This is a genomic window from Trabulsiella odontotermitis (genome assembly GCF_030053895.1).
Classification (GTDB): domain Bacteria; phylum Pseudomonadota; class Gammaproteobacteria; order Enterobacterales; family Enterobacteriaceae; genus Trabulsiella; species Trabulsiella odontotermitis_C.
Genome location: NZ_CP125781.1, coordinates 3,555,738 through 3,578,568 on the forward strand (window position 1 = coordinate 3,555,738; position 22,831 = coordinate 3,578,568).

A 22,831-nucleotide genomic window follows, 5' to 3' on the forward strand; every position below is an offset into this window, starting at 1 on the left:
CCGTAGGACTAGCTACAGGATCGAAACATGGAATTATATCATGGTTCACATGGTGAGCATGTGCTCGCCTATAAAAAAAATATTGAACGAGTCGTCAATGATGCACTCAGTGAATTCCCCAGAACAATGGCATTACGTGTTGATGTACATTACCCCCCCATTCTAGACAGAGGTGATACTGTTTGCTGTTTTCCTAATCTAGAGCCTGGTGCCATATCCCGTTTCCGTAATGCATTAAATGCCATGTTGGAGGCCAATGAGAGAGCCAGAGCCGCCAACGGTAAAAGAATATATCCAAACCGAGTTCGTCATGTTTGGGTAAGGGAGTTTTCCGAAGAGGGAAAATGTCATTTTCATATTGGTCTTTTTTTTAACAAAGATTCTTATTACCATTTAGGTGATTATGAGGCTGAAAGCAATTTAAGGATGATGATTGTAAGAGCATGGTATAGCGCACTGGGATTGGAACTGGATGATTATCCGGGATTGGTTCACTACCCTGAAAATTGTCGTTATATATTAGACGTCAATGATTTTAACTTTGAAGGAGAATACAATAAATTACTGAATCGTCTTGACTACCTGGCTAAACTTGATACAAAAGTATACGGAGATGGCGACCGTAGCTTCGGCTGCAGTCGCGGGTAATTTATTTTTTTACAGAAATGGCCTTTCTTATGGATGGAAAGGCCAAACCCATCAGTTAAAGATGGTTGTTTTACTATAATCCAACGACCTCATCCCCGATATTAGTCAAAATCATTAATTCTTTAATCTCTCGTTGTGCCAACTGTAATTCAAACTGCTCTTGAATTAACATCCACTTCGACCAACTTCCACCGACTACATGCGATAACCGGAGTGCCATAGCTTTCGTCAGTGAAACTGAACCGTTCAACAATTCAACTATCTCTTGCTCGCGACATCCCATGTAAACCGAAAATTTATTCAGTCCTATATTTGATACCGCTAGTATTTCGGCCAGTTTAATGCCGGGATGATCAGGAAGTAAGGTCATGCCGTATTCATCCTGATAAATTCCATAAATAGAACAGCCAGTTTCTCTCAGTTCTCGTAAATTCTTCCCTGCAAACTTCAGCTCGTGTGAAAGCCCGAGAAACTCACCAGTAAATTCATATTCTGCTTCAGGCCTATGGTGGCATTTGATCAATGCAAATGCCGCCCCTACTTTTTCAACTGTTACAGTAACCGACATTGAACCACCTCCGTCAAGATAATCGATGAACGTTTTAGACTGTCCAGCTGTTCGACACCACTTCTGCCTGCTTCAAAATCAGTTCCACGGCGCCCGGCGTTTTGTCCGGCGGATACTTATACTTACGCAGCGTCTGACGCACCAGAATACGCAATCGGGCACGCACGCTTTCACGCACCTGCCAGTCCACGGTGGTGGACTGCCGCAATTTCAATGTCACTTCGATGGCCAGCTTTCTCAGCGTATCATCGCCCAGTTCACGCACTGCACTTTCATTTTCAGCCAGCGCATCATAGAAGGCGATTTCATCCGGGGTCAGCCCTAACGCATCATCACGCGCCATCGCCTCCTGGAACGCTTTCGCCATCTGGATCAGCTCTTCAATCACCTGCGCGGTCTCAATGGCGCGGTTATTGTATTTGAGCAGCACCGCTTTCAGTCGGTCGGAGTATTTCTTCTGCTGCACCACGTTATTGCCCGAACGGGCATGAATGCCGTCATTGAGCAGTTTTTCCAGCAGTTCCACTGCCAGATTACGCTGCGGCATTTCCCGCACTTCTTCCAAAAACTCATCGGACAGCAAACCTATGTTCGGTTTATCCAGCCCGGCGAGTGCGAAGACATCCTCAACCCCGGTCGCGACAACCGCGTTATCGAGGATCTTGCTCAGAAGAGAGTTTTTTTCTGACTGGCTAAACTTTGCCTTCGGATCGAGCTTGATAAGCCCCACCCTGACCGCCGAAAGAAACGCGAACTCCTCCTGTAAGGGTTTCGCCTCATCCAGCGTATTACACAGTGACCAGGCTTTACTCATCGCCAGCGAAACATCGAGGTAGCGTTTTTTACCGTCATCCAGCCCCAGAATATAGTTCACCGCATCGCGTAAGAACGCTAACGGGTCGCGAGAAAAACCTGCGTAACTGAAGCCGGGTTTTCCTGCCGAGGGCGCAAACATCCCATGAATAATGTCGATTTTTTCCAGCAGAATGGCAAAGGCTTCCCGGGCATCGACCGTGGACTGCCCTTTGCCTTTTGAGTCGGTATAGGTTTTCAGCGCCTGCTTCAGCTCGTTGGCAATGCCGATGTAATCGACCACCAGCCCGCCGGGCTTATCGCGGAACACGCGGTTAACACGCGCAATGGCCTGCATCAGGTTGTGGCCACGCATCGGCTTGTCGATATACATGGTGTGGCAGCACGGCGCGTCAAACCCGGTCAGCCACATATCACGGACTATAACCAATTTGAGCGGATCGTTTAAATCTTTAAACCGAGTTTCAAGGCGCTTTTTAGTCTGCTTGTTGTAGATGTGTGGCTGGAGATGGTCTTTATCCGATGCCGAGCCGGTCATAATGACTTTAATAGCCCCTTGTTCGACATCCGTGCTGTGCCAGTCTGGGCGGATCTCGGTGATGGCATTGTAGAGCTTCACACAGATATCACGGCTCATGGCGACTATCATCGCCTTGCCATTCATCGCCGCATTGCGTGTTTCAAAGTGCTGAACCAGATCGGCCGCGACCTGTTTGATGCGTGGCTCAGAACCTACCAGCTTTTCCAGACGGCTCCAGTCACCTTTGGTTTTCTCCTGCTGGCCGGTCTCTTCATCTTCCACCAGCTCATCCACCTGATCGGAGAGCGTTTCCAGCTCCTCATGGTTCAGGTCGAGCTTTGCCAAGCGGGATTCGTAGTAAATCGGCACCGTCGCGCCGTCATCCACCGCATCCTGAATATCGTAGATCGAGACATAATCACCGAACACGGCACGGGTATCTTTATCTTCAGACGCAATCGGTGTACCGGTAAAGCCCATAAACGACGCATTCGGTAGCGCATCGCGCATATGCTTGGCGTAGCCGTATTTATAGGCCCCGGTTTGCCGGTCCAGCGTGGCGCTCAGGCCATATTGGCTGCGGTGCGCTTCATCGGAAATCACCACGATGTTGCTGCGGACGTTAAGTGCCGGATGGCTCTGTTCACTGTCCAGCGGCGCAAACTTCTGCACGGTGGTAAAGATAATGCCGCCGGATTCACGGGCGTTGAGCAGCTCGCGCAGTTCGTCGCGGTCGTTGGCCTGTAACGGCGTTTGCTTGAGTAAATCATGCGCCTGGCAAAACGTGGCGTAGAGCTGCCCGTCAAGATCGTTACGGTCGGTCACCACGACGATGGTCGGATTATTCATCTCTGTTTGTTGCAGCAGCTTTCCGGCGTAACAGCACATGGAGATACTTTTGCCGGAGCCCTGGGTATGCCACACCACGCCCGCTTTTTTACTGCCGGGGGTAATGTTGCTGCGCAGCGGAAGATGTTTACCGGTAGAGGCCACAATCGTTGCCGCAACCGCTTCACGCACCGCGTGGAACTGATGGTAAGCGGCAATCTTTTTGATAAGCCGTTTGCCATCGTTTTCAAACAGCACAAAGAAACGAATGTAATCGAGCAGCAGTTCGCTATTAAAGAAGCCCTGCACTACCGTTTTAAGCTGCCAGTGAAACTGCGGTTTATCATCTTCGTTCGCCACCGTTTTCCACGGCAGAAAACGCTCTTCATCAGCGGTCAGAGAGCCGATACGCGCATTTTGCCCGTCGCTCACTACCAGCGCTTCGTTACAGATAAACAGGTCGCTGAGTTCGTTTTTATAGGTCTGCAGCTGGTTAAACGCAGCCCAGATATCGGCATTGGCATCAATCGGGCTTTTCAGCTCAATCACCGCCACCGGCAGGCCGTTGATATAGCAGATAATATCCGGACGACGAACCTGTTTTATCCCCTGAATAGCCACCTGATTTACGACCATAAAGCGGTTATTGCCGGGATGGTTGAAATCCATCAGCAGGGCTTTATCGTGAACCGTTTTGTCTTCACGCTTGTACTCAACGGGTACGCCGTCGAGCAACAGGTGATGGAATGCTTTGTTGCTGACGACCAGATCCGGGCTTTCGGGGCGGGTAATACGGAGTATCACCTCTTCCAGCACGGAAACAGGGAGATGGGGGTTGATGGTTTGCAGCTGCTCCAGCATCACCGGGCGCAGAAACACATCATGAAATGAAGCACGCAGCGGGTTGTCGCCATCCGGCGCGATATCTGGCCCGTGCAGCACTTCCCAGTCCTGTTCAGCAAACCATTTCAGGCATTGCTGCTCTAAATCGTCTTCGCTCAGCATTACTCTTCCTCTCCCTCGGTGATCATACCGGTCTGTTTCAGCTCAATCGCCAGTTCCAGCAGGCTCGGGCGGATCGCTTTTTCCAGACGGTTCATGCTATCCATCATCCAGTCGATAATGACAGGCCAGATCTCTTTATTGCCGCCGTCAAACGTCTTTGAACAGACGATCTGGCAGCTTTTTCGCTCTGGCAGCAACCGCCAGTCGAGCGGCTCGCCAAACAGCGATTCAATGTGCGTTTTACGTTCCTGAAGGCGTTCAAATAACCAGGTGTTTTCCAGCGCATCTCCGCGCGAAATATTGAGCTGCACGCGAGCGTCTTTCTGGGAAAAGATAAGCTCAAACGGCACGCCGCTAACGCCCGACCCGGCAGCCAGCCAGTGATCGGTTGAGGGAGCGCGGTTGTTAAACAGTGAACAGGGGCTGGTGCGGAATTTTTCCAGCGCCATCGTCCAGAACTCGCGGCGCAGATAGTGACGCTGCTGCAGTTCGCTACTGCTGGAGGTGGACTGCTCTTCCGCCTCTTTTTGCGCCATGCCAATCATGTACGACTCCGCTTCCGGGGTTGGGATAACCTGGCGGATATCGACAAACACGTCTTCACCAAAACGGTAGGGGGTCACTTTGAAGCACTGGGCGCGGATACCAAATTGCATCAACCACAGCGCGGTATTGGTGACCTCTTTGCGGAAATTGGCCGCAACCATGATGACGCGCTGGGTGCCTTTGCGGTTGAGCACCCCTTCTTTCAGGCTTTCCCAGCCCATAAATTCGGCGATGACCTCTGCCGCCTGGCGGTTCTCGTTGGGCTCATACTGATCCAGATAAAGCTGGAAGATCTCCACCACGCTCTCCTGACGCAGGTTGGCGCAGTAGCCGGCATATTTCAGCGCCTGCCAGACGACGTCGCGCCCGGAATCATCAAGCTTATTTTCGATGATGACCAGGTTGCCTTTTTTATCGAGCGCCAGCAGATCGAGACGTTCTTTGGTGTCGTCAAAACCGGCGAACTCTTTCTGGATAATCAGCAACTCATCGTCGTTGTCGCGGGTTAACGCCTGGGGATTCTTTGCCAGCCACTCCTGCAGGTGATCGCGCTCGCGAAAGCCGAGGCTGCTGAACGACACCTCTTGCAGAGAATGCAGACTATTGGTCGGCGTATCGACTTTATACATTTTCCGCCTCACTTACCGCCTGCTCGGCTTCCGGTAGGGTGATTTCACCCGAGAGGAGTTTGGGGAGAAGGGTGTCGCGGAGTAATGCCAAAGATTGAGAGTGTTTTAAATTTACATGTGCACGCTGATGCAAAAGCAAGGCTGATGATTCAAACAAATTTACTAATGCCATAGGGGGGAGTGGATAGCTCAAACTATGTATATGATTACGGTTCAAAGAAGGAACAGCTGAACCTGCATTAAACGCTTTCATATCTAATAGTCGCAGCAACTCATAAGCGTAACAGGGTGTTGCACGTTTGAATTCCTTTACCCAAAGGGTTGTATTCAATGGCCAATAATCTTCAAGCGTTAAATAAACTTTACCAAGCACACCAGAACGACCAGTTATAACGCCCGGAGCTTTAGCCATTGCCACATTATGAGTACCGTTGGGGCCACTGGCGGCAATCAGAGGAAACTCACCATCTTTTCGTGCCGATGAAGGGAGATCAAAACCTCTCTGTAATACCAACAAATCTTGAAGCTTCCCTAACTCCCATGTCACAGGGATATTTCCCAACTCACTATCCTGCATCGCGGACGGAAACAGTTCTGCCGTGGCTTTTAACTCGGCATATTGTTCAGGGTGTTCACGCTCAAAAACCGCCAGCGCATCAGCATCTTTCCCGGAAATCGCTGTCATAGCGGCAAGCATCGCGTCTGCCTGCGAACCGCCCGATTCCAGCACTGCCATTTTGGCTTTTACCGGTTCAAAATCGACAAACCAGCTTTTGAACAGGGCTTGCGCCATTTGTTCGAGAGTATGGTTGATTTCGGTATTTACTTCTATTTTTGTATCCAAGGAGTCAAGTATTAAAGCGATTTTATTTTGCACGGGTTTAACGGGTAATGAAACCTTAAATTGGCTAAAGTGCCCCTTATTCAAAATTGGGGTTGCACTTCCTCCAGCAATTGCTTTGAAATCATCCTGCAGAGTTGAAAGATAATAATAGACATACTTGTAATCAAAATGTTCTGAATCTACAACGATGGCATTTATCTGCTGATTAGTAATGCTTTCACCGGGTAATAAAACCGTTTTCCCCATATCTGAACCAATACAAGATACCGCAATACTATTTTGAGGCAGTAAGCAATTCCGCACCGCTTCGACACCCTGGGAAGACAAATACCTTTCGGTTTTATCTATAAGTCTACGACCGTCCATATCTTTTGGCGTTACAAAAGGAATACCTTGTGCGCTAAAAGCATCACTAATTTTGGAAGGCGGTGTTTTACCAGTGATAACTTTACCTAGATCCTCAATTTTGTATTCATATAACTCAAAACTCATAACCCAATCCCCCCAGATTCGCCTTAATCTGCTTCTCCAGCTCAGCGCTCTCTTCCAGTTGCTCTTTCAACTGCTCGGTCAGTCGCGCCATCTTCTCGGCAAAGGGTTCATCGTCTTCTTCCTGCTCGACAGCACCGACATAACGGCCTGGGGTTAGCACAAAGTCGTTTTTCTGGATATCTTCCAGCGTTGCGGAGAAGCAGAACCCGGCTTCGTCTTCGTAGTTTTTATCCGCCTGCCAGTTCTGGAAGGTGTCGGCAATTTTGGCGATATCCTCACGGGTAAAATCGCGCAATACGCGGTCTTTCATATAGCCAATCTGGCGGGCGTCGATAAACAGCACCTGGCCTTTGCGGTGGACTTTACCGTTGCCGCCGGATTTGTCTTTGGTCAGGAACCAGATGCAGGCCGGGATTTGGGTGTTGGTAAACAGCTGTCCCGGCAGCGCCACCATACACTCCACCAGATCGGCTTCGATCAGATTGCGGCGGATCTCGCCTTCGTTGTTGGTGTTGGAACTCATCGAGCCGTTGGCCAGCAGCAGCGCCATCGAGCCTTTCGGCGCCAGGTGGTGGATCATGTGCTGCATCCATGCGAAGTTGGCGTTGCCCTGCGGCGGCGTGCCGTATTTCCAACGCACGTCGTTTTCCAGCTTCGCGCTCCACCACTCTTTCATGTTGAACGGTGGGTTAGCCATAACGAAGTCGGCGCGCAGATCCGGATGCTGGTCGTCCAGCAGGGTATCGGCATTTTTCGTACCAAAATTAAAGTCGATGCCACGGATTGCCATGTTCATCGCCGCCAGCTTCCAGGTGGTCGGGTTGGATTCCTGACCGTAAACGGAGATTTTCTGCTTCTGCTCAGCGGCGTTGTACTGCTTCTCGCCCGCGTGCTCTTCAATAAAACGGTCACTGGACACGAAGAACCCGCCGGAACCCATCGCCGGGTCATACACACGGCCGTTATACGGCTGTAGGCATTCAACAATCAGGGTCACGATGCTTTTTGGCGTGTAATACTGGCCGCCCTGTTTGCCTTCCGCCAGCGCGAACTGGCCGAGGAAATATTCGTACACGTGACCGAGAATATCTTTGCTCTTTAAGTTGAGCTTCTCGCCGTTATATTCCGGGTTGCTGAAGTTGGCGTCAGAGAAAGTATTAATCAGCCCGGTCAACACTTCGTTGCCCAATTGATACTGGCTGATACGGTTCAGAATACCTTTCAGCTTCGGGTTGGTTTTTTCGATTTCATCGAGCGCGTTATCCACCAGCCAGGACACAGAGCGCAGCGTCACATCCTTGCCGGTGGTTTCATCCACCCACAGCACGGTGCCGGTCGGCAACATGGCTTTGTTTTTCAGCGTGTCCCAGCGCGCGGCTTTCGGCACCCAGAAGATGTTCTTTTCGGTGTAGTAATCTTCCACCTCCAGTTCATCCACAATCGCCTGTGCGTACTCTTCATCAGAGTCGTAACCGTCGCGCGACATGGCATAGATGTTGTCCGGGTTGCCGACATCGCGGAACAAGGTGATTAGCTCCTGCTGACGCGCCTCGAAGGCATCGGACACATACTTGAGGAAGATAAGCCCCAGCACCACGTGCTTGTAGTTGGCGGCATCCATGTTGGCGCGTAGCTTGTCGGCGGCTTTCCAGAATTTGTTATCCAGCTCGTTCAGGAACTGTTGTTCGGCGTTGTTCATGATAATCCTCAGGGGCGATCGCAGCGATAGTGCAAACATGCCTATCTTAAATTTGGTTTTGGAATGCTAATCGCAAAATGATACCCGGAATGACTAGGTTCATAAACGAGATAGCGCAAAGAAGTGGAAGATGGGCTATGGCTAAGTTGACATTAAGTTCCGGGCCTCAAGCAGACGTCTCAACGTTGTCTCGCGAATATGCCAAATTATTCCGCAGCAGATGCTCAGCCCTACGGATTGACAGTCTATATTACTCTCCAAACAGTCTTCATTTACCTTCGGTTTTACGATACATGTCTGGTCGGTTGATCTGCCAGACAAAGTCTGGTCGGTTCAACGGGAGATACCCCATTTTCTGGTATAGCCAAGGGGCGCTGTCAGTGACCAGCATTATCCGTCGCAGGCGTGACATCAATGGATGGGCGTGACAGCATTCAATCAACCAACGACCGAGGCCACTTTTCTGATAGTCGTTCAGCACGTAGACGTCGCACAAATAACCAAAAGTGGCAAAGTCTGTCACCAGACGGGTGAAACCGATCTGTCTTGTGCCATCCAGTAGGCCAAAACAAAGGCTGTTCTGGATAGATACACTGACCGTTTCTATATCAATACCAGGAGCCCAGGACGATTGCGAAAGGTAATCATGAATGGCTTCCAGCTCAAAAAAGCGGGATCGGTTGTGACCGTAAACAGGTCTTTAGTAAAACTGAGATGCGGGTTATCCACTGATTAACTCCTTGTAAACGAATATGTGACGAGACAGGACCGAACGGTATGTTGGGTAACTCTCAGGATGATTTCTCATGTACCGTCATGATGAACACCAATGGGCTCGCTCCTCGGTTTTCATAGCAATGCGCAACGTCTGTTCTCGCGGTTGCCGAACAGTTGGTGTTCACTTGATACAGGTGATCTTGTACACCCAGTGTGAGTGTGCCTTCCTGGACGTAAAACAATTCAAGCGTTCCATCTGTGTGGCCGGGGGAAGCAAACTTTTCCCCCGGTTGCATTTCCCACATCCACATCTCGGTCATATCAGGGCCACCTGATCCTGCAAGCAGTCTGGCTCGTCCGCCTTTTTCGCCTTGCCATAATTCGGGGATTTCCTCTTCAGCGATGAGATGCACCGTTGGTTTCGAACTGACATCCACAAAGTCTGCCACCGAAACCCCCATCGCGACGGCCAGGCGGCACAACAGAGCAATACTGGGATTTGCCCGGCACCCCTCAATTTCAACCAGTGCACCCTTGCTGACGCCCGCCCGGCGGGAGAGTTCATCAAGGGAGATTTTTTTTTGTTTGCGATACAGCTTAATCCGCTGAGATACAGCTTCATTTACTGTGCTGGCAATCGAACCAGCATCGGTCATTAAATTGACTTTTTTAGTCATTGGTCATTATCATGATTTAAATTGGTCATTACAGGATTATTCCGTGTTAACAGTATCTCCGTCAATTGCCCCTGAAATTTATCGTATTGCACCCGGTTTCCGGGCACTCAGTATCTATGTAAACGCTGCGCCGGTGCTGAACCCTGATATTGGTGAAACAGCGCTGAGAGAAGCTTGTGAAGCGGTTCTTGTCGGTGAGCCTGAGTGGGCAGAATCGCATTTAGCTGCATGGGCTGAGATTTTTCAGACGTTTGGCGCTAAGCCTAAACGCACCCCTTGTTCAGCTGATGCGTTACGTAAGCGTGTATTACGTGACGGCGCGATGCCAGCACTTGACCCCATCGTTGATCTCTATAATGCCGTTAGCCTTCGCTACGCCGTGCCGGTGGGGGGCGAGAACATTGCTGCCTATCAGGGGCTACCACGCCTCGTTGTGGCAACAGGCACTGAGCCGTTTGATACGGTAAAAGAGGGTGAAATCGCCGTTGAATATCCTTCGCAAGGTGAAGTTATCTGGCGTGATGATGCCGGTGTGACCTGCCGTCGCTGGAACTGGCGACAAGGAGTCAGAACCCGCTTAGATGTGGAAGCACAGCACATGTGGTTTATTCTGGAGAGTCTGCCGCAAATGCCACTGGAAAAACTTCACGAAGCCGGGAAGATGCTGACCGATGGCCTCGAAGCAATGACGCCAGGTCTGCGGGTTGACGTAACTCTCATTGAAGAGCAACAACCGTAATACCATTGAGGAGAAACACCATGTTCACCGGCTTGTCTGCTTTCCCAATGACCCCTGTTACCGCCAACGGCGTCGATGAAAAGGGATTCAATAATATTTTGGCCCGCCTTACGACGGCACGGGTGGATTCAATGGGTATTCTGGGGTCTACCGGTAGCTACGCCTATCTAACCCCGGAGCAGCGCAAACGTGTCGCGACTCTGGCAAAACAGGTTGCTGGGGATATCCCTGTTATGGTGTGTGTGGGGGCAGTCAGGGAAGGTGCGAATAAGCAGGTCATTTCTTCCCAAGCTGACTCGCTGATTAAAATTTCGCGGATCTGGGCCGATTTTTTTCCCGCAAACACATCGAATCAGCCTATTTAGGCTATTTTTTCCACCATTTCTGGCGTTATTTCCGGTTTTTACTGAGATCTCTCCCACTGACGTATCATTTGGTCCACCCGAAACAGGTTGGCCAGGGTGAATAACATCGCCAGTTGGTTATCGTTTTTCAGCAGCCCCTTGTATCTGGCTTTCACGAAGCCGAACTGCCGCTTGATGATGCGAAACGGGTGCTCCACCTTGGCACGGATGCTGGCTTTCATGTATTCGATGTTGATGGCCGTTTTGTTCTTGCGCGGATGCTGCTTCAAGGTTTTTACCTTGCCGGGACGCTCGGCGATCAGCCAGTCCACATCCACCTCGGCCAGCTCCTCGCGCTGTGGCGCTCCTTGGTAGCCGGCATCGGCTGAGACAAATTGCTCCTCTCCATGAAGCAGATTACCCAGCTGATTGAGGTCATGCTCGTTGGCCGCGGTGGTGACTAGGCTGTGGGTCAGGCCACTCTTGGCATCGACACCAATGTGGGCCTTCATGCCAAAGTGCCACTGATTGCCTTTCTTGGTCTGATGCATCTCCGGATCGCGTTGCTGCTCTTTGTTCTTGGTAGAGCTGGGTGCCTCAATGATGGTGGCATCCACCAAAGTGCCTTAGGTCATCATGACGCCTGCTTCGGCCAGCCAGCGATTGATGGTCTTGAACAATTGACGGGCCAGTTGATGCTGCTCGAGCAGGTGGCGGAAATTCATGATGGTGGTGCGATCCGGCAGGGTGCTATCCAGGGATAATCGGGCAAACAGGCGCATGGAGGCGATTTCGTACAGGGCATCTTCCATGGCACCGTCGCTCAGGTTGTACCAATGCTGCATGCAGTGAATACGCAGCATGGTCTCCAGCGGATAGGGCCGTCGGCCATTGCCCGCCTTGGGATAAAACGGCTCGATGACAGCGGTCATATTCTGCCATGGCAGAATCTGCTCCATGCGGGACAAGAAAATCTCTTTTCTGGTCTGACGGCGCTTAGTGCTGAATTCACTATCGGCGAAGGTGAGTTGATGGCTCATGATGTCCCTCTGGGATGCGCTCCGGATGAATATGATGATCTCATATCAGGAACTTGTTCGCACCTTCCCTAAAGCACTCGTATTGACCGTGGCGGCTACCACATTCTGTCTGATGACCAGCCCGGCGTTCGCGGTTGAGGAAACCACGCCGCAGAATATGACCTGTCAGGAATTTATGGATATGAACCCAAAAAGCATGACCCCGGTGGCCTTCTGGGTAGTGAATCGCAACACCGACTTTAGCGGCGGCGACTATGTTGACTGGCATGAAGTCGAGACCGTTTCGGTACCGAAAATGCTGCAGGAGTGCCACAAGAACCCCGCCGCTAAACTTGGCGATCTCAGCGCGGTCATCAAAAAATAACCCCCCCGGCATCAGGCCGGGGAAACCCGCCGCGCTGCGGCGGGTCCCGCTTTACTCATCGATACCGCATTCGCACGGCAGAAGGCGGCCGATAAGCTTGCGATACAAAAACGCCCCGATAATCGCCCCCACCACCGGCGCCAGCAGCGGCACCAGAAAGTAAGGGATCGCCAGCCCACCGGTAAAGGCGATCGAGCCCCACCCGGCCAGACTGGTAAACAGTTTTGGGCCGAAGTCGCGCGCCGGATTCAGCGCAAAGCCGGTTAGCGGCCCCATCGACGCGCCGATCACGGCGATCAGCAAGCCAATCAGCAACGGCGCCAGCGGCCCGCGCGGAATTCCGTTGCCGTCGTCGGTCAGGGCCATGATCATCGCCATCAGGATTGCCGTGATGGTGGTCTCAACGGCAAACGCTTGTATAAAAGTGATATGTGGATGCGGGTACGTGGAAAAGACCCCGGCCAGGTTAAGGCTGGCGGCAGTGCCGCGCACGATATGCTGACTCTGTTCAAGATCGAGAAACAGCTGGCGATAGAGCCCATACACCAGCGCGGCGGCGCAGAAGGCCCCGGCCGTCTGGGCAACAATAAACGGCAGCACCTTGCGGCGTTCAAAACAGGCGAACAGCCACAGGGCAATGGTCACCGCCGGATTAAGGTGCGCGCCGGAGACACCGGCCGTCAGGTAGATGGCCATGGCGACGCCAAGGCCCCAGATAATACTGATCTCCCACTGACCAAAGCTGGCCCCGGCGACCCGCAGCGCAGCGACGCAGCCCGCGCCGAAGAAAATGAGCAATCCGGTGCCAAGAAACTCGGCCACGCACTGCCCGGTTAAGGTAGAAGTCTGGTTCATTATCGGCATCCTGAAATAGCACGTTAAAGAGAGAGGCTGGCGCGAGCGCCCGTTTAATTCGCCTGACCGGCCAGTAGCAGCCCGGTGGCGACCGCATTGCGCGGCCCTTCTGTTCCCCGAATATTGCCCTGCCCGGCGACTACGCCATAGTGCGACAAGGCTTCCGTGATAAGCTGCGGGATCTCAAAGTCCAGCGATGAGCCGCCCACCAGCACCACAAAGGCGATATCGCGAATGGAACCGCCGGGTGAGACCTGGCGCAGCGCGCGCAGGCAGTTGGTGACAAACACTTTCTCTTTCGCCTGCCGGCGCACGAGACGAATTTTTTCCAGCGGGCTGGCGTTATCGATCGGCACCAGTTCGCCCTCCTTGATGTACACCACTTTGGCGAACACCGCCGGGCTGAGGGCTTCCCGAAAGAACTCCACCGCGCCATTCTCGTGACGAATACTGAACAGGCTTTCCACTTTGGCCAGCGGGTATTTTTTTATCGCTTCCGCCAGCGAAAGATCCTCGAGGCCCAGCTCGGTTTTAATCAACAGGCTGACCATATTCCCCGCCCCGGCGAGATGGACCGCCGTTATCTGCCCCTCCGCGTTGACGATCGCCGCATCCGTCGAGCCGGCGCCGAGATCGAGGATCGCCAGCGGCGCCGCACAGCCGGGAGTGGTTAACGCCCCGGCGATGGCCATGTTGGCCTCCACGCCGCCCACCACCACCTCGGTCTGCAGTCGGGCGCTCAGTTCGCGGGCGATAACCTGCATTTGCAGACGGTCCGCTTTCACCATCGCCGCCATCCCGACGGCATTTTCCATGGCGCACTCGCCGGCCATCCCGCCCTGCACCTTGCGCGGAATAAACGTATCCACCGCCAGCAGATCCTGGATGTATATCGCGCTCATCTCATGGCCGGTCAGGGACGCCATTACCTTGCGCACCCGCTCAAGCATGCCGCCGGCGTGAGTGCCCGGTTCGCCGCGGATGTCGCGTACCGGAGCACAGGCGCTCATCGCCTGCATGATGGCTTCCGCGCCCTCGGCGACATCGGCCTCTCCGCGGCGCTTTTCGCCGCTAATGTAGAGGTTGCCCGCCGGGATCACCCGCGACTGCACGTCCCCCTGCGGGGTCTTGAGCACCACCGCTGAACGGTTGCCAATCAGGGCGCGGGCGATGGGGACGATGGCCTGGGTCTCTTCCGGGCTTAGCCCGAAGAAGGTGGCGATCCCGTAGGGATTCGACAGGATCCGCACCACCTGGCCCGGCGCGGCCACTTCCACCGCCGCCATCACCCCCTCGGGGACCTGCTCCAGGAGCGTCACTTCATCTACCACCGGCAGGGTTTTACGCAGGCGGTTGTTCACCAGCACGCCGTCGTCCTTTTTGAGGATCGCCGCCACCACGTTGATCCCCCGGTCGAGCGCCTCATTGAGCCACCACACGGCGTCAAGGAAATCGACGGCGTCGTCAATCAGTACGATCCACCCCTCGGCATACTGCGCCGCCGGCAGCGTCGCCAGCCGCCCGAGGGCGATAGTCGTCCCCACGCCAACGCCCACCCCGCCCGGCGTCTGCGGGTTATGACCGATCATGGTCGATTCGGTGATAATGGTCTCGGTGATGGTCTCCATCGCCACATCGCCAATCACCGGCGCGGCTTCGTTAAGATAGATGCGAGAGACATCGCTCATCGACCACGGTGTTTTCGCCAGGGCCTGCTCCAGCGCGGCGAGGGTCCCGGCGATATTGTCCCGCGTCCCTTTCATGCCCGTCGTCGCGACGATCCCGCTGGCAACAAACGCCCTCGCCTGCGGGTCGTCGGACGCCAGCGCCACCTCGGTGGTGGCGTTGCCGATATCAATCCCGGCTATTAACGGCATGCTGACCTCCGCTTAGCTTCCTTTACGCAGCTTATGCCGCTGCTGATACACTTCCGCCGACTCCCGGACAAAGGCGGCATTCACTGTCGCATGCCAGGTGTGCTCCAGCTCGTCGGCGATCGCCAGCAGCTCCGCCTGCGAGGAGCGGAACGGGCGCAGCGCGTTATAGATAGCCAGAATGCGCTCGTCAGGAATGGCGATAAGCTCCGCCGCGCGGCGGAAATTGCGCGCCACCGCATGGCGCTGCATCTGCTCAGCAATCTGCGCCTGGTACTCAAGGGTCTGGCGGGAGATCCGCACATCCTGCGGGCCCACCTCGCCAGAGAGCACCTTCTCGAGGGTAATATCGGTCAATGGTTTGCCGGTAGGCGTCAGGATATGCTCCGGGCAGCGGGTGGCTAACGGATAATCCTGCACGCGCATGGTTTTCTCGCTCATGGTCACTCCCTTACTAAGTCGACGTGCAGGGTGACGGGCTCGGCGTCCTGCACCACATGTTTGGTCTCTTTGATATGAAATAGCGCGGCTTTGGCCATAAATTTCGGCCGCACCATCTGATCGTTCACCACCGGCACCGGCGAAGGTGACTCTTTGCGCGCATAGCGCGCGGCGTTTTTGCCAATCTGCCGGTAGGTTTCCAGCGTCAGCAGCGGCGCCTGGGAGAACAGCTCCAGGTTGCTGAGCGGCAGCAGATCGCGCTGATGGATGACCGTGGTCCCCTTCGACTGGATACCGATGCCGATCCCCGAGCCGCTCAGGTTGGCAGCATCCCAGGCCATAAAGGAGACGTCGGACGTGCGCAGAATGCGCACCACCCGGGCGTGAAGCCCCTCTTCTTCCACCCCGGCAATCAGCTCTTTGAGGATCGCGCCATGGGGCATATCGATCAGAGTGTGATGCTGGTGTTTATCGAAGGCAGGGCCGACGCCGATCACCACTTCATCGGCGCGTTCATCGGCAGAAGCTACCCCGCCCTCGCGGGTTTTCAGGGTAAAAGAGGGCTGAATTTGGGTTGTCTGTTGCACAGGAATACCGCCTTATTCAATGGTGTCGGGCTGAACCACGCCCGGAATATTTTTGATCTCCGCCCAGCGTTCGGCAGAGATGCGATAGCCGGTGCCCGGCCCCTGATAGTCATTGATGTCGTTGACCGCACTCACCACCTCGAACTGCCGATCGAGAATGGCCGAGGTCTGCAGGTAATCGCCGGTGACCCGCTGGCGCAGCATATTGAGAATATTGCTGGCGATATCCTCAAAGCCGCTGCGGCTCAGCGCGCCGACAATATCGAGGCCGGTGATGTTGCGCTTCATCATCTCTTCCACCGCACTCAGATCCTCCACCACGTTACGCGGCGGCATCTCGTTGCTACCGTGCGCGTAGGTGGCGGCCTCCACCTCCTCGTCGGCGATTGGCGGCAGCCCCAGCTCGCGGAAAACCGCCTGGATCGCCCGCGCCGCTTTCTGGCGAATGGCAATGGTTTCCGCCTCGGTCACCGGACGCAGGCCGCCGTCAACCATCAGGTCACGCTGCAGGATGTTGTAATCATCAAAATCTTCCGCATCGAAGTTCGAGCCGGCGAACATGTTGTCGTAGTTCGGCACCGCGCTGTAGCCGGAGAAAATAAAGTCGGTGCCCGGCAGCATCTGCATCAGGGTGCGCGCGGTGCGGCGAATATCCGAGTGGGAGAAAGTCTGGTCGTTAGCGGACGCCACTTCGAGGTCGAGCATAGAGGCGATCAGGTTTTCCGCCAGCACCGCCCGAATGCCCGACGGCACAGCGCCGGTCATGCCGATACAGCTCACCGCGCCGTTTTGCAGCCCCTGAACCCCGGCGCCTTTGGTAATGAAGATGCAGCGCGATTCGAGGTAGAGCATCGACTTGCTCTCCGAATAGCCCATCAGCGCTTCGGATCCGGTGCCGGAGGTGTAGCGCATTTTCAACCCGCGGGAGGCGTAGGCCGAGGCGAGGAACGCCTTTGACCACGGAGTATCATCGCCGTCGGTAAATACCGCTTCAGTGCCGTAGACCGACACCGTCTCGGCGTAGCTGGTTAAGCCACGCATGCCCAGCTCCAGCTCGGTGGCCTCTTCCACCGAGCACTGCGTCAACACGCCGGGACGGCCGCACTGCGAACCGACCAACAGCGCCAGGGCGTTAAACGGCGCATAGCGCGCGATACCGACCGTGGTCTCCTGTTCTGAGAAGCCGCGGATCCCGGCCTCGGCGGCGTCAGCGGCAATCTGCACCGGATTATCTTTGAGATTGGTGACGTGGCACTGGTTGGAGGGGGTCCGGCGGGCACGCATCTTCTGCAGCGCCATCATCATCTCCACCACGTTCATCTGCGCCATCACCTCGACCGCTTTGGCCGGCGTGATGGCGGTAGTGATGGCAATGATCTCCTCCCGGCTGACGTGAATATCCACCAGCATGCGGGCTATTTCCACCGCCTCCAGGCGCATTGCCTGCTCTGTGCGCTCAACGTTGATCGCGTAATCGGCGATAAATCGGTCGATCATGTCAAACTGGTCCCGGCGTTTGCCGTCCAGTTCGACGATCAGACCGTTGTCCACTTTTACTGAAGAGACCGGGTCAAAGGGGCTGTCCATGGCGATCAGCCCCTCTTCAGGCCACTCGCCAATCAGCCCGTCCTGATTGACGGGGCGCTGGGCCAGTACTGCAAATCGTTTTGATCTTTTCATTGTTCATCGGCTCAAAAGGTGAAATCCGCAGACGGTAGCGAATACGCCGGGCCAGCGTCGTTGCCGCCCGGCCATTACTGGCAATAGCGGAACTTTAAATGAGCCAGTGGTGAAAAAAATAAATTTAATTTCGTTTCAATTTGGCACACGAAATCTACCGACAGTTTCACTATGAAACTTTACTCCGGCGGCAAAAATAAAAAATGTGATCGCCCGCAATGATATAAATCAATTAATAAAAAACGCCCTTAATTACGTTTTGCCGACGCTATTTTAACCCTATTGACTAAATCATGGCGGGCGACAAAATAACGCTGACAAAAATAAAGCAAGCCAACCGAATGGTAATAGTTTTTTACTATCGCCCCCTACTGACTATTCGCGCCAGCGTTATCCTGGTGCGGGAGAGAATGATGAACAAGAGCCAACAAGTTCAGACAATCACCCTGGCCGCCGCCCAGCAAATGGCGGCGGCGGTGGAAAAAAAAGCCACTGAGATCAACGTGGCGGTGGTGTTTTCCGTGGTTGACCGCGGAGGCAACACGCTGCTTATCCAGCGGATGGACGAGGCCTTCGTCTCCAGCTGCGATATTTCCCTGAATAAAGCCTGGAGCGCCTGCAGCCTGAAGCAAGGTACCCATGAAATTACACCAACGGTCCAGCCAGGACAATCTCTGTACGGTCTGCAGCTTACCAACCAACAGCGAATTATTATTTTTGGCGGCGGCCTGCCAGTTATTTTTAATGAGCAGGTAATTGGCGCCGTCGGCGTTAGCGGCGGTACGGTCGAGCAGGATCAATTATTAGCACAGTGCGCCCTGGATTGTTTTTCCGCATTATAACCTGAAGCGAGAAGGTATATTATGAGCTATCGTATGTTTGATTATCTGGTGCCAAACGTTAACTTTTTTGGCCCCAACGCCATTTCCGTAGTCGGCGAACGCTGCCAGCTGCTGGGGGGGAAAAAAGCCCTGCTGGTCACCGACAAAGGCCTGCGGGCAATTAAAGATGGCGCGGTGGACAAAACCCTGCATTATCTGCGGGAGGCCGGGATCGAGGTGGCGATCTTTGACGGCGTCGAGCCGAACCCGAAAGACACCAACGTGCGCGACGGCCTCGCCGTGTTTCGCCGCGAACAGTGCGACATCATCGTCACCGTGGGCGGCGGCAGCCCGCACGATTGCGGCAAAGGCATCGGCATCGCCGCCACCCATAAGGGCGATCTGTACCAGTATGCCGGAATCGAGACCCTGACCAACCCGCTGCCGCCTATCGTCGCGGTCAATACCACCGCCGGCACCGCCAGCGAGGTCACCCGCCACTGCGTCCTGACCAACACCGAAACCAAAGTGAAGTTTGTGATCGTCAGCTGGCGCAACCTGCCGTCGGTCTCTATCAACGATCCGCTGCTGATGATCGGTAAACCGGCCGCCCTGACCGCGGCGACCGGGATGGATGCCCTGACCCACGCCGTAGAGGCCTATATCTCCAAAGACGCTAACCCGGTGACGGACGCCGCCGCCATGCAGGCGATCCGCCTCATCGCCCGCAACCTGCGCCAGGCCGTGGCCCTCGGCAGCAATCTGCAGGCGCGGGAAAACATGGCCTATGCCTCTCTGCTGGCCGGGATGGCTTTCAATAACGCCAACCTCGGCTACGTGCACGCCATGGCGCACCAGCTGGGCGGCCTGTACGACATGCCGCACGGCGTGGCCAACGCTGTCCTGCTGCCGCATGTGGCCCGCTACAACCTGATCGCCAACCCGGAGAAATTCGCCGAGATTGCTGAACTGATGGGCGAAAATATCACCGGACTGTCCACTCTCGACGCGGCGGAAAAAGCCATCGCCGCTATCACGCGTCTGTCGATGGATATCGGTATTCCGCAGCATCTGCGCGATCTGGGAGTAAAAGAGGCCGACTTCCCCTACATGGCTGAGATGGCTCTGAAAGACGGCAATGCGTTCTCGAACCCGCGTAAAGGCAACAAGCAGGAGATTGCCGCGATTTTCCGCCAGGCATTCTGAGTGTTAACGAGGGGACCGTCATGTCGCTTTCACCGCCAGGCGTACGCCTGTTTTACGATCCGCGCGGGCACCATGCCGGCGCCATCAATGAGCTGTGCTGGGGGCTGGAGGAGCAGGGGGTCCCCTGCCAGACCATAACCTATGACGGAGGCGGTGACGCCGCTGCGCTGGGCGCCCTGGCGGCCAGAAGCTCGCCCCTGCGGGTGGGTATCGGGCTCAGCGCGTCCGGCGAGATAGCCCTCACTCATGCCCAGCTGCCGGCGGACGCGCCGCTGGCTACCGGACACGTCACCGATAGCGACGATCATCTGCGTACGCTCGGCGCCAACGCCGGGCAGCTGGTTAAAGTCCTGCCGTTAAGTGAGAGAAACTGAATGTATCGTATCTATACCCGCACCGGGGATAAAGGCACCACCGCCCTGTACGGCGGCAGCCGCATCGAGAAAGACCATATTCGCGTCGAGGCCTACGGCACCGTCGATGAACTGATATCCCAACTGGGCGTCTGCTACGCCACGACCCGCGACGCCGGGCTCCGGGAAAGCCTGCACCATATTCAGCAGACGCTGTTCGTGCTGGGGGCTGAACTGGCCAGCGATGCGCGGGGCCTGACCCGCCTGAGCCAGACGGTCGGCGAAGAGGAGATCACCGCCCTGGAGCGGCTTATCGACCGCAATATGGCCGAGAGCGGCCCGTTAAAACAGTTCGTGATCCCGGGGAGGAATCTCGCCTCTGCCCAGCTGCACGTGGCGCGCACCCAGTCCCGTCGGCTCGAACGCCTGCTGACGACCATGGACCGCGCGCATCCGCTGCGCGACGCGCTCAAACGCTACAGCAATCGCCTGTCGGATGCCCTGTTCTCCATGGCGCGTATCGAGGAGACTAGGCCTGATGCTTGCGCTTGAATTGGCTGGCGTCAATATCGTACTGCTTCATTTTGCGCCACAGGGTGGTGCGGCCGATATTGAGCAGCTGCGACATCTCCTGCACCCGCCCGCTGGTCACCCGGGCGGCGTGAATAATAGCTTCCTTTTCGATGGCGCTAAAGGTCAGGCTGGCCGGCAGCAGCGATGACGCGCTATCCCCGCCCGGCCGCTCGGAAAAGAGATATTCCGGCAGATTACTCAGGCGAATGTGGCCGTTGTCGCTGCTGATGGCGATATTCTCAATGACGCTGTTGAGCTCAAAATCATTCCCCGGCCATGAGTAGGCCACCAGCTGCGCCAGCGCGTCATCGTCCACTTTCAGTCGCGAAGAGAAACGCTTCTCCAGGCTCTTCAACCGGTTATGCACCAGCGACGGAATACTGTTGCGTCGGGCGCGCAGCGGCGGGATGACGATCTCAAAGGAGTGCAGCGCATAGTACAGCTGGCGGCTAAAGCGGTTCTGTTCCACCAGATTGGCCAGATCGACGGTGGTGGTGGCAATCACCTTCACATCCACCGGGATCAGGCGCCGGGCGTCGAGGCGGGTGAGCACGCCCTGCTTAATCACCTGCAGTAGGGCCGACTGCAGCTCCGGCGCCAGATACTCGATCTTTTCCAGAAACAGGGTGCCGCCGTTGGCCAGCTCAAGGCGGCTCAGGCGACCATTTTCATCGTCGGTAGGGGCGCTGCCCATAAAGTCCTGGCCCAGCACGCTGTCGGCATATAGCTGGCAGTTGACGGCGATGTAGGGGCCGCCCGCCCGTTCGCTTTCATTGTGGATAGCCTGGCTCAGCAGCTCTTTCCCAACCCCCTCTTCGCCGCACAGCAGCACCGGGAAGCCACCGCGCGCCGCCTGGCGGCCAAAGTGGATCAGGCGTCGGGTTTCCGGATCGTCGGCAGACATCTGCTCAAAGGTGTGGCTCACTTTACCGAGCTGGCTGGTCATCAGCTGCCGCATCTGCTCCACCGGGTGCAGCAGCAGAATAAAACTGTTGCCTTGCGCCTCGACAATCGGTTTTAAGGTGATCACCGCATCGACAAACTGATGCTGACTTTCAAAGGTGACTTCGACGTGATTCAGGCCACGGGCGTGTTTGATGGCGCGGCGCAGCAGCGCCGGGAGGGTCACCAGATCGGCGATATTTTTCCCCTGGCTGGCCTGAGCATCAAGATGCAGCAGTCTCGCCGCCTGAACATTGAGAAACTGCAGCACGCCCTGTTCGTTCCACGCCATCACCCCATCGTCCATGCTCTCCAGCAGGCCGTACATCTGATTGAGGTGACGGTTGGATTCCGCCAGCAGGCTGTCGGTAAGCAGGGAGTTACCCACCTCGCGGGCGATGGCCAGCGTCAGGGAGAGGTCGGCGCTGGACTGGTGCTCGACCAGACAGCAAAGCGAGATAGAGCCGAACAGCCGCCCGTGGTTATCAAACACCGGCGTCGAGCAAAAACTCCATGGCTGTAGCGCCTGCTTAAAATGCCGATCGCCGGCGGTGTTGATCGGCTGGCCCTGCATCGCGGCCAGCGACAGCGCGCAGGTGCCGATAATGCTCTCCGCACAATAGCTGCCGTCGCGAAATCCCAGGGCAGCCAGCTGGGCCAGGGTTTGCGGCTCGCCGCAACGGCTCAGGATGCAGGCAGACTCATCAAGAATAAACAGCGCGCAGGGGCGGCCGTCCATAAACTCCCAGGCGTCTTCCAGAGCCGCCTGGCCGATGGTCAGCAGCGCGGTTTTACGCCGACAGATGGAGTCGAAGGTCAGGCCCTGGGCCTGGTGCGGCGTTTGCCAGGTTTCGCGCTGCATAAACTTGCTGCAGCGGTGCCATGACTGGGCGATGACGGAAGAGACCACCTTCCCGGTTTCCTGAGTCTGAACAGTCATATCCTTTTCCGCGTTGTACCATAGAGAACCCCTCCGGCAGCGACTGCCGGAGGGGAGAAAGAAAAACCGCTGACCTGGGCCAGCGG

20 protein-coding genes and 3 pseudogenes are annotated in these 22,831 nt (G+C 55.3%); 8 read left to right on the top strand and 15 right to left on the bottom strand.

Annotated elements, in window-relative coordinates; translation table 11 throughout:
- Positions 1-27 precede the first annotated feature (27 nt).
- Positions 28-648 (top strand): inovirus Gp2 family protein, encoded by a 621-nt coding sequence (locus QMG90_RS16835; RefSeq protein ID WP_283280789.1) that lies wholly within the window; start codon positions 28-30, stop codon positions 646-648.
- A 73-nt stretch (positions 649-721) separates the two neighbouring features.
- Here the strand turns inward: QMG90_RS16835 and QMG90_RS16840 are convergent, their stop codons facing one another.
- The 7 genes and pseudogenes from QMG90_RS16840 to QMG90_RS16870 all read right to left on the bottom strand — a co-directional run bounded on the left by QMG90_RS16840 (position 722) and on the right by QMG90_RS16870 (position 9,986).
- Positions 722-1,216, bottom strand: coding sequence for a helix-turn-helix transcriptional regulator (locus tag QMG90_RS16840; protein ID WP_006809979.1), 495 nt, complete (start codon positions 1,214-1,216; stop codon positions 722-724).
- Positions 1,217-1,250: 34 nt separating this feature from the next.
- Positions 1,251-4,382 carry a type I restriction endonuclease subunit R gene (locus QMG90_RS16845; protein WP_047716669.1) on the bottom strand — a complete coding sequence of 1,044 codons (3,132 nt, stop codon included), beginning with the start codon at positions 4,380-4,382 and terminating at the stop codon, positions 1,251-1,253.
- Positions 4,382-5,557, bottom strand: coding sequence for a DUF4268 domain-containing protein (locus tag QMG90_RS16850; RefSeq protein WP_001581473.1), 1,176 nt, complete (start codon positions 5,555-5,557; stop codon positions 4,382-4,384). Before QMG90_RS16850 ends, QMG90_RS16845 begins: the two co-directional genes overlap by 1 nt.
- On the bottom strand, positions 5,550-6,893 hold the full coding sequence (locus QMG90_RS16855) for a restriction endonuclease subunit S (protein ID WP_283280792.1): 1,344 nt from the start codon (positions 6,891-6,893) through the stop codon (positions 5,550-5,552). The genes QMG90_RS16850 and QMG90_RS16855 overlap by 8 nt, the downstream gene beginning before the upstream one ends.
- Complete coding sequence (locus tag QMG90_RS16860; protein ID WP_032295511.1) at positions 6,883-8,592, bottom strand: class I SAM-dependent DNA methyltransferase; 1,710 nt, start codon at positions 8,590-8,592, stop codon at positions 6,883-6,885. Before QMG90_RS16860 ends, QMG90_RS16855 begins: the two co-directional genes overlap by 11 nt.
- A 268-nt stretch (positions 8,593-8,860) precedes the next feature.
- Positions 8,861-9,321 (bottom strand): annotated as a pseudogene (locus QMG90_RS16865) (GNAT family N-acetyltransferase).
- 62 nt (positions 9,322-9,383) lie between these two features.
- On the bottom strand, positions 9,384-9,986 hold the full coding sequence (locus QMG90_RS16870) for a helix-turn-helix domain-containing protein (protein ID WP_001581470.1): 603 nt from the start codon (positions 9,984-9,986) through the stop codon (positions 9,384-9,386).
- 43 nt (positions 9,987-10,029) lie between these two features.
- On the opposite strand from QMG90_RS16870, the gene QMG90_RS16875 reads away from it, so the two are divergent.
- Positions 10,030-10,725 carry a B3/B4 domain-containing protein gene (locus QMG90_RS16875; protein ID WP_023336806.1) on the top strand — a complete coding sequence of 232 codons (696 nt, stop codon included), beginning with the start codon at positions 10,030-10,032 and terminating at the stop codon, positions 10,723-10,725.
- A 20-nt stretch (positions 10,726-10,745) separates the two neighbouring features.
- Positions 10,746-10,991, top strand: a pseudogene (locus QMG90_RS16880) (dihydrodipicolinate synthase family protein); the annotation flags it as partial.
- Here the strand turns inward: QMG90_RS16880 and QMG90_RS22475 are convergent.
- Complete coding sequence (locus QMG90_RS22475) at positions 10,893-11,147, bottom strand: hypothetical protein (RefSeq protein WP_305955147.1); 255 nt, start codon at positions 11,145-11,147, stop codon at positions 10,893-10,895. The pseudogene QMG90_RS16880 and the gene QMG90_RS22475 overlap by 99 nt on opposite strands.
- Positions 11,129-12,109: pseudogene (locus QMG90_RS16885) on the bottom strand (IS5-like element ISKpn26 family transposase). Before QMG90_RS16885 ends, QMG90_RS22475 begins: the two are co-directional and overlap by 19 nt.
- A 34-nt stretch (positions 12,110-12,143) precedes the next feature.
- Between QMG90_RS16885 and hdeB the strand changes: the two are divergent.
- On the top strand, positions 12,144-12,473 hold the full coding sequence (gene hdeB / locus QMG90_RS16890) for an acid-activated periplasmic chaperone HdeB (protein WP_032642469.1): 330 nt from the start codon (positions 12,144-12,146) through the stop codon (positions 12,471-12,473).
- 51 nt (positions 12,474-12,524) lie between these two features.
- Here the strand turns inward: hdeB and QMG90_RS16895 are convergent, their stop codons facing one another.
- Genes QMG90_RS16895 through QMG90_RS16915 form a run of 5 tightly spaced genes read right to left on the bottom strand, consistent with a single transcriptional unit; the run spans position 12,525 to position 17,910 of the window.
- On the bottom strand, positions 12,525-13,328 hold the full coding sequence (locus QMG90_RS16895; RefSeq protein WP_032669189.1) for an MIP/aquaporin family protein: 804 nt from the start codon (positions 13,326-13,328) through the stop codon (positions 12,525-12,527).
- A gap of 53 nt (positions 13,329-13,381) precedes the next feature.
- A complete protein-coding gene (locus QMG90_RS16900; protein WP_002917661.1) occupies positions 13,382-15,205 on the bottom strand; it encodes a diol dehydratase reactivase subunit alpha in 1,824 nt (607 codons plus the stop codon).
- Positions 15,206-15,217: 12 nt separating this feature from the next.
- Complete coding sequence (locus QMG90_RS16905) at positions 15,218-15,643, bottom strand: glycerol dehydratase small subunit DhaB3 (protein WP_002917670.1); 426 nt, start codon at positions 15,641-15,643, stop codon at positions 15,218-15,220.
- 2 nt (positions 15,644-15,645) lie between these two features.
- Positions 15,646-16,230, bottom strand: coding sequence for a propanediol/glycerol family dehydratase medium subunit (locus tag QMG90_RS16910; protein ID WP_002917672.1), 585 nt, complete (start codon positions 16,228-16,230; stop codon positions 15,646-15,648).
- A gap of 12 nt (positions 16,231-16,242) precedes the next feature.
- Positions 16,243-17,910 (bottom strand): propanediol/glycerol family dehydratase large subunit, encoded by a 1,668-nt coding sequence (locus QMG90_RS16915; RefSeq protein WP_002917676.1) that lies wholly within the window; start codon positions 17,908-17,910, stop codon positions 16,243-16,245.
- A 413-nt stretch (positions 17,911-18,323) separates the two neighbouring features.
- On the opposite strand from QMG90_RS16915, the gene QMG90_RS16920 reads away from it, so the two are divergent.
- The 4 genes from QMG90_RS16920 to QMG90_RS16935 are packed head-to-tail and all read left to right on the top strand — an operon-like array spanning position 18,324 to position 20,842.
- On the top strand, positions 18,324-18,752 hold the full coding sequence (locus QMG90_RS16920) for a GlcG/HbpS family heme-binding protein (RefSeq protein ID WP_088544653.1): 429 nt from the start codon (positions 18,324-18,326) through the stop codon (positions 18,750-18,752).
- 21 nt (positions 18,753-18,773) lie between these two features.
- Entirely contained in the window at positions 18,774-19,937 is a 1,164-nt protein-coding gene (dhaT, locus tag QMG90_RS16925; protein WP_283280798.1) for a 1,3-propanediol dehydrogenase, read from the top strand.
- A gap of 20 nt (positions 19,938-19,957) precedes the next feature.
- Positions 19,958-20,311: a glycerol dehydratase reactivase beta/small subunit family protein gene (locus QMG90_RS16930; protein WP_002917678.1), complete on the top strand. Its 354-nt coding sequence runs from the start codon at positions 19,958-19,960 to the stop codon at positions 20,309-20,311.
- The gene (locus QMG90_RS16935; protein WP_127851055.1) at positions 20,312-20,842 is read left to right on the top strand and encodes a cob(I)yrinic acid a,c-diamide adenosyltransferase; all 531 of its coding nucleotides are present in this window, start codon (positions 20,312-20,314) and stop codon (positions 20,840-20,842) included. It begins immediately after the preceding gene.
- Here QMG90_RS16935 and dhaR read toward each other — a convergent pair.
- Entirely contained in the window at positions 20,820-22,745 is a 1,926-nt protein-coding gene (gene dhaR, locus QMG90_RS16940; RefSeq protein ID WP_023336800.1) for a dihydroxyacetone kinase operon transcriptional regulator DhaR, read from the bottom strand. The genes QMG90_RS16935 and dhaR overlap by 23 nt on opposite strands.
- Positions 22,746-22,831: the final 86 nt, after the last annotated feature.